Annotated in this window: 11 protein-coding genes; 5 read left to right on the forward strand and 6 right to left on the reverse strand. The window is 45.2% G+C overall.

Annotation, left to right across the window (positions count from 1 at the left end; translation table 11 throughout):
- The first annotated feature begins 105 nt into the window (after positions 1 to 105).
- From L5L94_RS06660 to L5L94_RS06670, 3 genes are read left to right on the forward strand one after another with little or no spacing between them, the layout of a single operon-like run.
- Positions 106 to 750: a 4Fe-4S dicluster domain-containing protein gene (locus tag L5L94_RS06660; protein WP_105251824.1), complete on the forward strand. Its 645-nt coding sequence runs from the start codon at positions 106 to 108 to the stop codon at positions 748 to 750.
- Between the two features lie 16 nt (positions 751 to 766).
- Positions 767 to 2890, forward strand: coding sequence for an aldehyde ferredoxin oxidoreductase (locus tag L5L94_RS06665; protein WP_263162062.1), 2124 nt, complete (start codon positions 767 to 769; stop codon positions 2888 to 2890).
- A gap of 18 nt (positions 2891 to 2908) precedes the next feature.
- On the forward strand, positions 2909 to 3430 hold the full coding sequence (locus L5L94_RS06670; RefSeq protein ID WP_028761343.1) for a hypothetical protein: 522 nt from the start codon (positions 2909 to 2911) through the stop codon (positions 3428 to 3430).
- Between the two features lie 80 nt (positions 3431 to 3510).
- Here the strand turns inward: L5L94_RS06670 and L5L94_RS06675 are convergent, their stop codons facing one another.
- The 3 genes from L5L94_RS06675 to L5L94_RS06685 form a co-directional block, all read right to left on the reverse strand.
- Entirely contained in the window at positions 3511 to 4263 is a 753-nt protein-coding gene (locus tag L5L94_RS06675) for a substrate-binding periplasmic protein (RefSeq protein ID WP_113939376.1), read from the reverse strand.
- 422 nt (positions 4264 to 4685) lie between these two features.
- Entirely contained in the window at positions 4686 to 5321 is a 636-nt protein-coding gene (locus L5L94_RS06680; RefSeq protein ID WP_263148865.1) for a DUF2913 family protein, read from the reverse strand.
- A gap of 132 nt (positions 5322 to 5453) precedes the next feature.
- The gene (locus L5L94_RS06685; RefSeq protein ID WP_219254075.1) at positions 5454 to 6101 is read right to left on the reverse strand and encodes a peroxiredoxin-like family protein; all 648 of its coding nucleotides are present in this window, start codon (positions 6099 to 6101) and stop codon (positions 5454 to 5456) included.
- A 361-nt stretch (positions 6102 to 6462) separates the two neighbouring features.
- On the opposite strand from L5L94_RS06685, the gene L5L94_RS06690 reads away from it, so the two are divergent.
- Complete coding sequence (locus tag L5L94_RS06690) at positions 6463 to 7353, forward strand: hypothetical protein (protein WP_263162065.1); 891 nt, start codon at positions 6463 to 6465, stop codon at positions 7351 to 7353.
- A 201-nt stretch (positions 7354 to 7554) separates the two neighbouring features.
- On the opposite strand, the gene L5L94_RS06695 is transcribed toward L5L94_RS06690, so the two are convergent.
- Both L5L94_RS06695 and L5L94_RS06700 read right to left on the reverse strand, forming a co-directional pair.
- Complete coding sequence (locus tag L5L94_RS06695; RefSeq protein ID WP_028761337.1) at positions 7555 to 8856, reverse strand: DEAD/DEAH box helicase; 1302 nt, start codon at positions 8854 to 8856, stop codon at positions 7555 to 7557.
- 361 nt (positions 8857 to 9217) lie between these two features.
- Positions 9218 to 10786 (reverse strand): methyl-accepting chemotaxis protein, encoded by a 1569-nt coding sequence (locus L5L94_RS06700; protein ID WP_263140287.1) that lies wholly within the window; start codon positions 10784 to 10786, stop codon positions 9218 to 9220.
- Positions 10787 to 11317: 531 nt separating this feature from the next.
- Here L5L94_RS06700 and L5L94_RS06705 point away from each other — a divergent pair.
- Positions 11318 to 12583 (forward strand): HD-GYP domain-containing protein, encoded by a 1266-nt coding sequence (locus L5L94_RS06705; RefSeq protein WP_028761335.1) that lies wholly within the window; start codon positions 11318 to 11320, stop codon positions 12581 to 12583.
- Between the two features lie 186 nt (positions 12584 to 12769).
- Here L5L94_RS06705 and L5L94_RS06710 read toward each other — a convergent pair whose 3' ends face one another.
- Positions 12770 to 14557 (reverse strand): aminopeptidase P family protein, encoded by a 1788-nt coding sequence (locus L5L94_RS06710; protein ID WP_263162069.1) that lies wholly within the window; start codon positions 14555 to 14557, stop codon positions 12770 to 12772.
- Between the last annotated feature and the right edge of the window lie 366 nt (positions 14558 to 14923).

The following is a 14923-nucleotide window of genomic DNA, read 5'->3' on the forward strand; positions in this document are numbered from 1 at the left end:
GACGCAGGTTAAAAATCAAAGACATAATTACTTTAGCATAAATTGTCGGGAATCAAAGTGTATGCATATTTTAATTATATTGCTTTGACTAATAAAGGATCAAATATGATTACCAGAAGAGGAATGCTTAAAGGCGGTATGGGCGTTGCTGTCGGTACAGTTTATAGCGGAACATTAATAAGTTTTCTGACCGGTTGTGGCAGTGACAGTAATAGCCAAGAGATAGTAGAGGTCATGCCTGGTGGACTCATGGTGGTGAACCCTACGGTTTGTGTTAGCTGTAGACGCTGTGAAATTGCCTGTGGTTGGAACCATGAAGGGGATAGCAGTCCGACACTTGCCCGCGTCAAAGTAGAAAGAAATATGAACTATGGCCCACATGGTGTGCAATTTGACTATGAAATACAACGAGGAGAATGCGGCGATAAAACCGTTGTTCCTTCTACTTGTCGCCACTGCGAAGTTTGCACTGAAGTTTGTCCACAGCAAGCTATTTCAACGAATGAACAGACTGGCGCCAAAGTGATTGATGAAGAACGTTGTGTCGGATGTGGTTATTGTGCAGATAAGTGTCCTCAGCAAGTCATTAAAGTTGTTCGCAGTAAAATGAAAGCCGTCAAATGTGATTTATGTAACGGTAAACCTGCCTGCGCGCAAGTTTGTCCTACAGGTGCAATTAAATTTTATAACTGGGAAGAGGCTGAAGCTGCATTAGAACAATACGAAAAATATACCGGCTTAGTTTCTTAAATTCAGGAGAAATAATATGAGTGATAAAATAGGTGGTTGGGCGGGTAAAGTCCTCAGAATTAATTTAACAACTAATCATATATGGTATGAGCCAATCAATAAATATTATGACTATATCGGTGGTATGGGGATTGGTTATAAAATATTGTGGGATGATCATAAGGATAATATTACAGCAATCGACCCAGATAATATTATTGTCTTTTCTGCCGGACCATTAACGGGTTCAGGCGTTATTTGTACTGGACGAACAACCATTACTTCCCGTAGTCCCGTAATTGAAAAACATCTGATTGCCGATGGTCACTTTGGTGGGCATTTTTCACCCGCAATGAAATTTGCGGGGTTCGATGCGATTGCAATAGAAGGCAAAGCGAGCAGTCCTGTGTGGCTTAAAATTGTGGATGATAAGGTCACGATTGAACCTGCTGACGCCCTATGGGGTAAAGGTATATTTGATACCCACGCTATGATCGCGCAAATGATGGGACCCAATGCACAAGTCGCTGCGATTGGCCAAGCGGGTGAAAACCAAGTGCCTCTTTCTGTCATTATGACTCAGGGCGGGCATTCAGCAGGTGGTCATGGCTCGGTAATGGGGTCCAAAAATTGTAAAGGGATCGGCATTATCGGCACTGGCGCCGTTAAAATCGCCGCCAATAATGAAAAGATGCGTGCCTTAGATGACCATATTTTAGGTATTATCGGTGCCAATAATAATGGTGTCGTTCCTTCAACGCCGCAATCTTGGGCTGAGTACTCAGCACCCATCAGCCGCTGGAAATCTCGGCCCGGTTTGAAGTGGGGCGCTGCCGATCAAGAAATTGATTTAGGCGAAGTGCCATGGAATGAACGCAATCGTATTGGGTTTCGAACTTCAATGGCAGAAAGCTACATAGGTGTGGAATATGCCAATAAGTGGATGAAGCGTACGGGAGGCTGTCATTCATGCCCAATACGTTGCTTCTGCGAGCTAAAAGTCCCTGAATTGAAAAGCAAATACGGTCGTAAAACCGAACATATATCTAACGTCTGTATGGGATTCCTCGTACCACAGTATTTAATGGGCACCAAAAATGGTACAGAAGCACATGCGATGGCGGGTGCTTTAGGGGCTCATATTCTCGATGACTATGGTATTTGGTGTAACTATGGCTCCATTTCTCATCTATTTAAATTCCTAAAAACAAAGGATATGTTTAAGCATTTATTACCTGAAGATGAATTTAACAGTATTCCTTGGGCGCTCTGGGATAACCAAGATCCCGCTTTCTTACTTGATTTTTATCGCCGAGTGGCGTTTAAAGAAGGTGAAATTTCCCATATGGCCGACGGCTTATATGATTTGATCAAACGCTGGGGTTTAGATGGAACCAATCCCAAGTTAGGTCATTGGGATATTCATAAAGAAAGTGCCACTAAGGTATTCAACAAGAAAACCAATGCTGCCGTGCACCATGCCAGTGAAACCGCGGGCCAGGTGGGTACGTTAATCAACGTCGTCTTTAATCGTGATGCTCAGTGCCATTCCCACATCAACATAGTTAACAGTGGTTTGCCACACGATATGACAGTGGCGATTGCCGAGAAAAAATGGGGTGAAGGTGCATTCGATAAGGTGAATTGGTATACCCCAATCAATGCGGCTAAGATCCGTTTTGCAAAATGGTCGCTGGTGAAAAACGTATTACATGACTCTCTGACACTGTGTAACTGGATGTTCCCATTGTTGGCATCACCGGATAAAAATCGCAACTATGAAGGCGATAGCACTATTGAATCGCAGATGTTCAGTTTAGTGACTGGGATTGAAACCACAGAAACGGAATTGGACTTTAAGGCGGAAAGAGTGCTGCATTTACACCGTGCCTTAACCGTATTGCAAATGAATGAAAGCAATATGCGCGAAGAGCATGATGTGCTCAGTGACTGGGTTTATGATTTGAATCCAGATAAAAACTTCGGTCAAGAGGGCACCATCAAGATGGACCGCGCAGACATGCAAACGGCGCTGGACATGTTCTATGAAGCCTTTGGTTGGGATATTCAAACCGGTGCGCCAACTCGGGCCACGCTCGACAAGTTTAGCCTAGGTTTTGTTGCCGATAGATTGGCGGCGCGAGGCCTGTTACCCAGTTGAACACTATAGTTGGACACTATGATTGAACTTGTCGGTTATATCAGGGTATTTAGCCAACACGGACGCTTAGTCACGGCGGAGCAAATCGCCGCCGTGGCAGGGCTCGAGTGGGATAGTGAGCAAACGGTTAACAGTTATATTCGCCTAATCCTCAATGAGGCTTACAAGGATGTGCAGATGCGTTTGTCGGATAAGCGGTATTTCTTCTATTCCGACAGAAGCATAGTTGAACGTTACGCTGAGCAATGGTTAGCATTGGAGCGGGGTGAAGCGTTTGAGGCCATTATTGCCCAGATCCGTCGCAATAGCTGCCGCCATACTGAGGTCTATCTGGAGAGTGTACTGACGTTTGCCCCCTATCTTTATGATGAGCCTACATTAGCCAATGTGCGTGAGCAATTGCCGCAACAGCTTGGGGCCGAGGATATCCATTATGCAGTGGACAATCAGGGGAAAGGTTATTACTACTCGACTCTGGGATTGAGTCACAGTTATGCGGCCGTACTCGCTAATTATGATCCTTGTGAATGGTCAAACTGAGATTCTGCTACCTTATTGATATTGATTAAGCGCCTTCGGGCGCTTTTTTATCGCAAATATCTCATATAGCTAGCGTGAAATTAGCTTGCCAGCGTTTGAGTGTACTTTTTGATGATTTCGTCAATTTTACCATTGGCCTTCAGTGTCGCTATGGCTTGATTGATGGCAGGAAGCAAATCGGCATGTTCTTTTCGCAACCTAAACACTAAGTCACCATCAGAATGCACTGCCGCCAGTGCAACTGGGATCCGCAACTGAGTCGACCAATACAACGCCGGGTAATTACCAGCAATAACGGCATTGACTCTGTGTTTATCTAAGGCTTTGATCAGCTCCTGCTCTGAGGTAAAGTCTGCGCGGATAAAATCTTTATCGTCGTGATATAAATAACCGCGCACTGTACCTATTTCTTGGCCTTTTATCTGGCTGATATCTTTATATTTACTGACATTCTCTGGTAATGTGACCACATATTCAGTGATTTGCATTATGGGGGCCGATTTGACAAACAGCGGCCCTAAATCCTGCTTTTCAAACCAACTGGGGCTGACGATATCAAAGTCGAGTTGACCGGTTTCTAGCGCATTATTGGTGCGCTTGGGCGGCAGGGCGAGGATTTCACCTTTGATTTCAGCCATAGATAAAATCATCGGAATAAGCTCAGTGATCATCCCCGGCGCCTCGGCTTGATCACCGATAAAATACGGATACCAAGAATAGGAGCCAGTGATATTGTATTTGAGCTGTTCCGCAAAGGCGTGCTGTTGAGTCAAGCAAAGGGTGAACAAGGCAAATCGAACTAAGTGTTTATACTGCAAACATCGCTTAACCATATTGCTTTTATCCTTGTTATCTCTGCTTTAGCCAAGGCCTATCCGATGGCCATTCTACCTAAACTATGTGAATGAATTGTTTATTGGATCACAATCAGTCACATCCGCCATATTCAAGCTATTTTCTGCTTTTCGCTGTTATACCAATCACATTAAATATCTAATCAGTTCAGAGCCTCACAGGCATCTCAATCCAAGGCGCATTGACGCAGAAATGGTTATTCCCTTTTAAGTCAATGCAACACCGGAGTGGGATGCCTGTGTGGCTCCCGAAGGGCGGCTGATGTTCACTACATGGCAACGCGCTTTATACTGCGTTTAAGGCTTTCGGCAGAGCACCACTATGCCGAAAGCCTTCGCCTTATCTAAAGCGCGTTGAACTCCCGCTGAATGAACAGATATTTAATACGATTGGTATTACCTTAAGCCAATAGCTGACACAAAGCTGGTTGCTGATTATTAGGGAAAATTTGATAGGTTTTATGGTGCTTAATCAAGCTAGTTTTTTTATTGCCTTGACTGAGCAATAACCCATGGGACAGGGCGATACGCGTTAGTGTCTGTTCATCGGCGCGGACATATAAGTTGATTGGCTTGATCAGCTGATTGTCTTTAATATGTTGATTAAATTCTTTGGCATCAATCACTAAGCTAGATTGACCATCACCATCGAGTTTCAGCTTGGCACTGATTTCAGTGTCAGTAAAGACTAACCAATCGGCTTGTTTTAAGGTTTCTATCATGGCATTTAATGCCGTGCCTAAAGCGGGCTCAGATGTCTCAATTGATTGATATTGATACACTATCCTTTCTAGTAAACGCTTGAGTTCGGCGCCCGCACCTTGGCTGCGAGCCAAACGTATCCAAGCCGTGAGATCGTCGGCTACCAGTTTAGAAAAGCGTTTTTCCTTTAAGGACTCGACCATCCAATTACACAAAAAATGACTTTCCTGCGCAGAGGTGCGCTGGGCTTTCTTGGTCTGTGCTGAAGCGGTTAAATCGGCAAGACCCGCAAGGGCGAGTTCGAGCACAGCTTGGTTATAGGTTTGAGAATTCATTATGACTCCGCCGCGGGCTGAAGTGATGTTATCTATTTGAACTTGGACGATATTGATTGCGGCGGAGCTAGTTTAGCAAAGCGGCCGCTAAATCGATAACGATTCTTAACGGCTGCTTTGATGAGGGATGGATTATTCTGGTGCACCGACGAGGCTGGCAGCCGTCAGAATCAATTTAGGTGCGGGTCTCACCTTATAGTTGGGATTCACATATTGGAAGTGGATTAATCCTTGAGTATCAGCAATATAAATTGCCGGCACTGGCAGAACTAAGCGTTTATCGCCTTCGGGCGTTGTCCACAGTGGGTTATCCAGTTTTAAGCGACTCAGATAAGTATCAGTGACTTGTTTGCTAGTGTAAAAGGCAAGACCAAAGGCTTGCGATGCCTGCATTTTTTCATCGGAAAGTAGCTGATATTTGAGTTCGTTTTTAGCGGCCGATGCCTTTAGCTGTGCGGGTGTATCAGTGGAAATCCCCACCAGTTGAAAGCCCATGTCGATAAGTTTAGGTTCGATGGCTTTTAGTTGCCCCATTTGGTTGTTGCAAAAGGGGCACCAGCCGCCACGGTAAAAAAAGAAAATGGTTGGTTTTTGTGCGGTTAATTTTGCTAAATCAACGCTTTGGCCATTCATATCTTGTAAGGTAATTGCGGGAATTTGTTCGCCATTGAGCAGTGGGCTAACCGAATATTCATCCTTAGCGATAGGTTGAGCTAGCGTGGTAAAACTGCCAAGCAGTAGGCTGGTGGTCAATAAAAAGCGCTGTAGTAGGGACGGCATAAGTAATCTCTCTTAGTTATGGGTTATTCTATCAATTCAAGCGATTGGCTCTGGTTTGTACGCTTGTTGGGTCGTGAATGGGGATGACAGCTATAAGAACGGCGAATGCTGCAATTTATTGCAGTGTGTATCCAGATATCGTGGTGTTTTTAAAGCAATGATTGCTCAATCACCCAAAAGCTCGTTTTAGTCTCATATGAGTCAATGGTGTGAGCCGATAACATGGGCTAATTGAGTAAGCTAATCGAGTCTGCTAATTAACTGAGATAAGGTGGGGCGCTGAACGCGAAAGTGATAGTATTGCCACAGCCTTGAAAGGTTGAAGTGATGTTTGGTAATTTTTTCAATAGGAAAGTGGTAAATGGATAAGGGATTATTTAAGGCGTTAAAGAAAGTCTATTATAAAAAGTCGTACCGCAAAGACGAGCATGGTTATCAACAAAGAATCGATAATGGCGATGTGTTTGATGTCGATACGGGAACTTATATCTACTCCTATCAAGGCCTATCTGATGCTGAAATCGCATTGATTGAACAGAGTGGCTATCCGGTCAACGACCGAGTTAAGCTGAGTCATGATGATGTGGTGCTCGGCTATAAAGCGATACTAAAGCAGCCGAATCTTGCGCTGGAGAATTTACTGGCGGCCTATTTATGTGGTTTTTCAAGCTTCCCTCGCGGTCGTCAACCCATTCTCAGTTATTTGTTTGCTAAGGCGCTACCAGAACATTCGATGGCAACCGATAGTGACATTTGTCCTGTGTGTTCCATCAAGCGCGTTAACTGGATTGAGCAGGGACAAGAAATCTTTTCCTGTTACGCTGGCAGTGTGTGGAACGAGCGCTGGGCGCACAATCTCATAGAATTACAAGAGTTTTGTACGCTATCGCCTTGTAAACCCAGTATAGAGGATGTGGCCATCTTCAGTGCATTAATTGAAGCTATCCGTCAGGCTCCTTTAGATGAAACACCCGGAAAACTCGAGCAAAGGGTGAAGAAAGCCAAGATTATTCCTCAATTTAAAAAGTACAGTTTCCGTGGCCAACTGACGGTGTTAGCTGAGCTTGGCATCATGCCAAATTCCTATGTTACGCCGCTTTATGAAGCATTTACGCCATTTGAAGCGATCTGCAATATCAAATACTCGGGCAGTATCCGCTCTGACATCATCTTACCGCTAGCGGGTTGGCGCGGCGAAAATCCCATTGATGAGCAAAGGCTTAAACAGTTATTTGGTGGTTTTTTCGAATAAGTGATCGGCCTCAGTTATGTAGGCTAAGTATTGACTTCGTCACAGAGTTCGGACTGAGATAAGCCATCTTTGAGAGCGAGTCACTCTTATAGCCTATGGTTTATAGCTCATTAATTCGGCTCAATAAAAAAGCGTCCCTTGGGACGCTTTTTGCTTTAATAACGAGACTGATAGGCGAGGTGCATTGCCTATGTTAGTTGTTTATTTCAGCTTTTTCGCTTTGCTCGGTGCTTGACCCACCTTCATTTTTACGCGGCGGCCCTGCATGTTTTTCTCAGCAGCAACTTGAGCGCCGACGTTGTCGGTTCTTTGTTGCTTTTTGGCAAAACTGCGGCGGGTTTGCAATTGCTTTAATAGCAATTCGCGGCTGCCAACTTCATAACCTGGCACAGTGACGCGGCGAATCTGTTGACCAATCAATTTTTCGATATCGGCTAAGGTGCGCTCTTCTTCGCGGCTCACAAATGAAATGGCTACGCCAGTTTTACCTGCACGGCCTGTACGACCGATACGGTGTACATAATCTTCGGCGAGGAAAGGTAAGTCATAGTTGACTACGTATTCAAGGCTTGGAATATCCAGACCACGGGCGGCGACTTCGGTGGCAACCAGCACCCGAACATCACCCGCCACAAACTCACGCAGTGCGCGGCGACGACTGCCTTGGCCTTTTTCACCGTGGACCACTTCAGATGGGATACCATCTAAGTTTAATTCTTTGACTAGCGTATCGGCGGCTTCACGGGTCGCAGTAAATACCAATACCTGTTGCCAGTTTTTCTTGCCGATAAGCTCAGAAAGCAGTTCGCGTTTACGGCGTTGTTCAACCGGATAAACTACTTGGCTAACGGTGTCGGCTGTAGTGTTTTGTTTATCAACGCTGATTACTTGCGGTTTAACCATCATGTCGTTGGCGAGTTTTTTCACCGCACTTGAGAAAGTGGCCGAGAATAACAAGTTTTGACGTTTCTTATTTACCGCTTGAAGGATTTTTTGGATATCGGCGCTAAAGCCCATGTCGAGCATGCGATCGGCTTCGTCTAGCACTAAAAAGTCGACGTTCGACAGGCTTAAGTTACAGGCGGTAAGGTGCTCAAGTAAACGACCAGGGGTGGCAACAATCACATCGGCGCCGCGTTTCAGCTTTTGCGCTTGAGTCTCAATCTTTACGCCACCGTAAATGGTTAATACGCTAAAGTTTAAGTATTTGCAGTAAGCCGTAACGTTGTCAGCCACTTGAGCTGCAAGCTCACGGGTCGGCGTAAGGATCAATACGCGGGCATTCGACTTTAGCGTTTCGCTTGGCTTTTCAACCATCTTTTGCAGGATCGGCAGCGCGAAAGCGGCGGTTTTACCCGTACCGGTTTGGGCACTGGCTAAGACATCTTGGCCGCGGCGGATAGCAGGTATCGCTTGCTGCTGAATAGGCGTCATTTGTTGATAACCGCAATCTGAGATAGCGCGCAAAATCTCGGGGGAAAAACTAAAAGATTCAAATCTCATTTTGGATTCCTATCGTTCACTTATTCAAACATTCAAGCGCCACTAGCCTCTTTATCACTCGTCTAAAGGAGAGAGGTGTACCGGCTGGCTCATTCTTCCACACAGATTTTATAAGAAAAATGGCGGGCGCGGAGTATAGCAAAAATTTCGGTTAAAACCTGTACTTTTTAGTGTTTTGGCATTTTATCTGCATCATTTCATCAGGAGGGGATAAAAGGCTTGGTACTGGTTCAGGTGGGCTAGGTCTTATTGATCTATACAAGGGTTGAGTAAAATATGGACTCAACAATACGGATTAAAGCTCGCTATATTAGAAAATACCGCAACCTAGGCTGCGGTATTTTGGATCTTGCATTTATGTTTAACCGAAGGTGCGCCTCAGGCCAAGGGCTTTTTCGGCATTGTGTTTAAGAAGATGGGCGGCATCACCAATCAGATGGGTTGCAGCTAAGTTCTCGGCGCTGGCATGGGTGATGGAGTGAATATTACTGGCGATCTCATTGACCACTTGACGCTGTTGATCGGCTGCCACTGCATTTTGTTGGGCAAAGGTGTGGATGTCACTCACTTCTTGGTAAATGGTGTTTACATTGTCGGCGGACAGCTGAATATCGCTGGCACAACGCTCCGCATGTTGACGGCTTTGTTCCATTTCTTTGGCCCATGCGTTGAGCATAGTGAACATCTTATCGACACTCTTAGAAATACTGTTCGTTGATAGCTGGGTTCTGCTCGATAGCGCGCGAACCTCATCGGCAACCACGGCAAATCCACGGCCTTGTTCACCCGCACGGGCAGCTTCAATCGCGGCATTGAGGGCGAGGAGATTCGTTTGCTCGGCAATAGAGTCAATTTCGCCCATCGCATTAGCGACTTGCTCGGCTTCTTTATTTAATTGATGGGCATTGTTGGTGGCATCGGCAACAGACTTTGCCAGTTGCTCCATTTTTTGAGTGTTGGCCTTCATGTTGGCACTGCTTTTAAGGCAGAGATCATAGGCGGTATTGATGCTGGTGGACGTGAGATGTGTATTCTGCGCCACTTCTGTGATGGTTGAACTCATTTCTTCCATCGCGCCAGAGAGCTGTTCTAGCTGACTTTTCTCTTGATCTAGGCTGACATAGGTTTGCTCGGTCGCGACCACTAATTGATCGGCAATGGCATGTAATTGATTGGCTTGATCTTGGGTGCGCCCAAGTACGCCATTCATTTTGGCCTGTAGCATGATGAGCTGGAAATCGAGAATAGAAGAGGTATCTGCACCCGAGTAAATGTAACGACTGATAGAGTCATATTTGGTTTGCATTTCAATCAGTTTAGCGGGAATACGAAAAGCCTCATCGTAGAAAATGGCGAGGTTTAAACTCATCAGAATCGCCCCTGCGATAATCACGCCCCAGCCCCAAAAGTAGCCAGCGATCAGTAAACCTGTGGAGGCGACAACCGCAGATACGATACGTTTTTGCATTAAACTTAAGGGTTTAGGAATGGATTTGTCTAATTTGAGTCTTTGGTAAATCTCATTAGCTTTCGTGACGTAGGCGGCTTGAGGCTGAATGCGCACCGATTGGTAACCGACAATAGTGCCGTTTTCAAACAAGGGCGAAACAAAGGCATCGACCCAATAGAAGCCACCATTTTTACAGCGGTTTTTGACTATGCCGCGCCAAGATTGGCCTGACTTAAGTTTTTCCCACATTTCTTTAAAGGCGGCGCTCGGCATATCCGGATGGCGCACCATATTATGGGCACTGCCAATTAATTCTTGATCGCTATAGCCTGATACTTCGGCAAAGCGGGCATTGACGTAAGTGATGATACCGCGAGTATCAGTGGTGGAAATGAGTTCATCTTGTGGTGTTAAGCGGATTTCTTGATCTGATCTCTGTGTATTAACTATTTTATTTGCTGAGGCGTTACTCTGGCTCATTTAGTGTGTCCATTCAGGGCCGATGTGGTTCATTAGGGTTCAGGACGCGGTGTTAGGCGCGAATTTTATTGTGCTGACTCTCATCGGAGTAAGCTTGTTATGTGATAAGAGTATCATTTTTGTGTGGGTATAGGAGAGCGGTTTCTCATGGCTGACTGGTGAAAATCAATCGTTCGTCGTATTTATAAGCTATTGCAATATATAAAGTTTTTAAGTAGCGAGAATGTGGAGTTAAACGAGCGTTTATCCTGTTAAATCGTTAATTCTAGTATTTTGTATAGGGTTATTCTTTTATGTCTTGAGTGGGTATTTGTCATTCATCTTAAATATAAATTATGTTCGATGATATTGGACTAATGTCGTTGATTCGGCTTGATATCGCAGTATTCATGGAGCGCTTTATTGGCCTTAGTCTATTCTTTAATGGGCAACAAAAGATGGTTTATTTTTCCTTGCTTCAGTGGTGTATCTTGATTTTGCTCTTCTAGTTTATTAGCTCACAGCGGGAATGCTACATAAGAGGAACTTCCCATGGCGATATCACTTAGGCGTGGTGTAACTAAATTAGCCACAGCGTCCTTGGGAACAGCGGCGGCACTGCCACATTGGCGACGTTTGATTTTTGAACGTTTATTTGGCTTTCTAGCGATTCTCTGCGTGCCTGTATACATCACTAGTGTGTATTTATGCGTCATCGCCGATCTCTGGTTTATGGTGGTATTTGATACGCTGGCTTATCTGTTTTTACTGCTTTTACTGTATTTTCCTAAGCTTGCTGATAGTACGCGTTTTGGCTGTGGCTGCTTGCTGGGTTATGCAATTGGCATCGGTTTTTTAATTGCGATTGGCCCTTCGGGAGCAGGTTTTTTCTGGTTATTTATTTTCCCGCCGTTAGTCGGTATATTTTTAGGAAATCGAGCCAGCTTATATGCCCAGTGTTTGAATGGGCTAAGTTTGGTATTGATTGGTTTTGCCTATCATTTTAATTGGCTCAATTGGCCTGAAACCCAAGGTTATAGCGTCGGTATTTGGGCCGTTGTGGTGGTCAATTTTATCGTGACCAATGCCATGTTGACGTTAACTATTACTTATTTATTAGGTAAGTTGGCTGACGCACTCGATTCAACCTTAGCATCACGCCAAGCTACCGTATTAGGCTTAGCTAAACTCGCCGAATACAGAGATAACGAAACGGGCGCGCATTTGCTACGTATGCGGCAGTATTCGAAAATGCTCGCGTCGCAGCGACTACTGGCCGCCAATCCTCCTGCAGAATTGAACGAAGATTATATTCAAGACATTAGTTTGTCGGCCATTTTGCACGATATAGGTAAGGTCGGTATTGCCGATGCGATTTTGCTTAAACCGGGTAAACTAACGCCGCAGGAGTTTGAACAAATTAAAGCTCATCCTGTGATCGGGGGACAAGTGCTACGCAGTTTGTTGGAATATGCGCCCCAATGTACTTTTATTCAGATGGGCCGCGATATTGCTTCGGGTCACCATGAAAAGTGGGATGGTAGTGGTTATCCCCTTGGTTTGAAAGGTGAAGATATTCCGCTTTCGGCGAGGATAGTGGCCCTAGTTGATGTTTATGACGCGCTGACTTCTCCCCGATGTTATAAGCGGCCCTTTAGCCACCAAGAGGCTATCGACTTAATTATTGAAGGCAAAGGTCAGCATTTCGACCCTGAATTAGTCGATTGTTTTATTGAAATTCATCAGGACTTTGAAGTGTTGTCTAAAGCATCGCTGGATGATGCTTATCAGCCGATGGCACAACCTACTATGGTTTAGCGACTCATGTTTTTAAATCGTGTTTTGAAATCGTGTTTTGAAATCATGGTTTTGAAATAAGACGTGGGTTTTAAAACACACAGATAGCGCTAAAAAAACGCCCAATGCTAATTGCCTTGGGCGTTCTATTTTATAGCGCGTAAGTGACTAAAATAACGACTTAAATTGCTACTTATCAGCGGAGTGCTAAATTGCTTTAGTCACTTGAGTTAACCAAGCCAATTCATCCCCTGACATCAACGGAGAAAGTGTATTGAATACTTGCTGATGATAAGCATTAAACCAGTCTATTTCCCCTTGCGTTAACAGGCTCTTATCAATAAGGCGCGCATCCATAGGGATCATAGTCAACGCATCGAATTCATACATTTCACGCTCAGCCCCTTTAAGTGCTTCACAGTGTTGCACTACGACGAGGTTTTCTAGGCGAATACCGAAATCGTCGGTGCGGTAGTAACCCGGCTCGTTGGAAAGCACCATGCCGGGCATCAATGCGATACCGTTGACATTTTTACCTATGCGCTGCGGACCTTCGTGCACACTTAAAAAGTGACCCACGCCATGGCCTGTGCCGTGATCGTAATCAAAACCATGTTGCCATAAATATTGGCGGGCGAATGCATCGAGCTGCTGGCCTGAGGTGCCTTTCGGGAAGCGAGCTTGGTCGAGGGCAATATGACCTTTTAGCACCAGCGTAACCATTTTTTTATGCTCATCGGTCACTTCACCTATCGCAATGGTACGGGTCACATCTGTCGTGCCATCAATATACTGAGCGCCAGAATCCACTAAGTAGATGCTGTCCATTGTCATCATGGCTGGTGTGCCATTGTTGTGATTGTAATGGCACATAGCGGCATTAGGACCGGCAGCTGAAATCGTGTCGAAACTTGGCTCGCGGTAACGCTCATCTTCTAGGCGAAAGCTTTCCAATTTATCCGCAAGGGTGCCTTCATCGTGCATACGATTGGCTGCCACTTCGGCATCGAGCCATGCAAGGAATCGACTCACTGCGACGCCATCGCGGATATGACAGGCACGCATGCCGGCCAGTTCTGCGGCGTTTTTCTGCGCTTTAGGTAAAGCGACAGGATCGATTCCAGCAATTAATTTTGCTCCTGCCTCACGGGCAATGTTTTGTGCCCAAGCGTTTGCAGAATTCGGATCGGCAAGTAGTTTTACATCCTGCATGCTGGCGAGTGTATCGGCAAGAGATGCCTCGTCCTTAAAGCTTACGCCAGCACCAACATGCTCCTCAATGCCCTCTGGGAGTTTGCTTAAATCGGTGAAAAGCTGCATATCGCCATTGGCGTGGAGCAGGGCACTGCCGAGTACAACGGGCAGGCGTGGTACATCATTGCCGCGAATATTGAGTAGCCAGCAGAAAGAATCTAAGGCGGCGATTAAGGCGACATCACCACCGGCTTTTTTTACTAATGCACCAATTTCAATGCGTTTTTGCAGGCTGGTTTTACCAGCACTCTCGTTGCTAAACAAAGTGATAGGCGCGTTCGACTGTGCTGGCCGATTCTGCCAATGCAAATCGATAGGGTTTTGTTCAACTGCAACTAATTCGATTTGGGATTTATTTAAGGTTGCTTTGGCATTGTCATACCAAGCTAAGGTGTGTAAGCGCGCATCGAAACCAACGCGAGACCCTGCTGGTAGCGTGTCACATAACCACTCAATTTGTGGTGTATCGGTTAGGCTTTCATAACTGAAAAGTGTGGCATCGACTTGCAAACGAACTTGAACCGTATAGCGGCCATCGGTAAATATTGCGGCTTTATCTTTCAATACGATAGCCATACCCGCCGAACCGGTAAAGTTGGTTGCCCAGTACAAACGTTCGTTATGTGCCGGCACATATTCGCCCAGATATTCGTCGGCACGGGGAATAATAAAAGCATCGAGATTAGCAGATGTTAATTCGTTACGAATAGCACCGAGACGGTTAGCGATTGATTGTGACATAAGGGCTCCAATTAAGACTGGCATGCTATGCGAGTCGGTAGGCGAAGATCGCCTAAGGATGAGTAGGTTTATGTTGATTTGAGTTTTAACCGGCTCGGATTATCGCAAGTCTAGCGCGCTAGATGCAAGGGTAGCGAATAAAGGATTTTGTATACAATCGTGAATTTGTGCAGGTAAGACGCTTGAGGTTATGGAGTTTATTGTTAATTTATTTATGTGATTTTGAGCATGAAAAGTGAATTAAATAAAAGGTTGGTCATGTTTTAATTAGGACTTGTTCCTTAAAAATTAGCAACTTAAGTTTTATTCAATCGCTAACATTTGGACCCTATGCTAACATTTGCCATCTCTACTCGGGGTCAGAGT

It is taken from the genome of Shewanella sp. SM21, from assembly GCF_025654335.1.
GTDB classification, from domain to species: Bacteria; Pseudomonadota; Gammaproteobacteria; order Enterobacterales; family Shewanellaceae; genus Shewanella; species Shewanella oncorhynchi.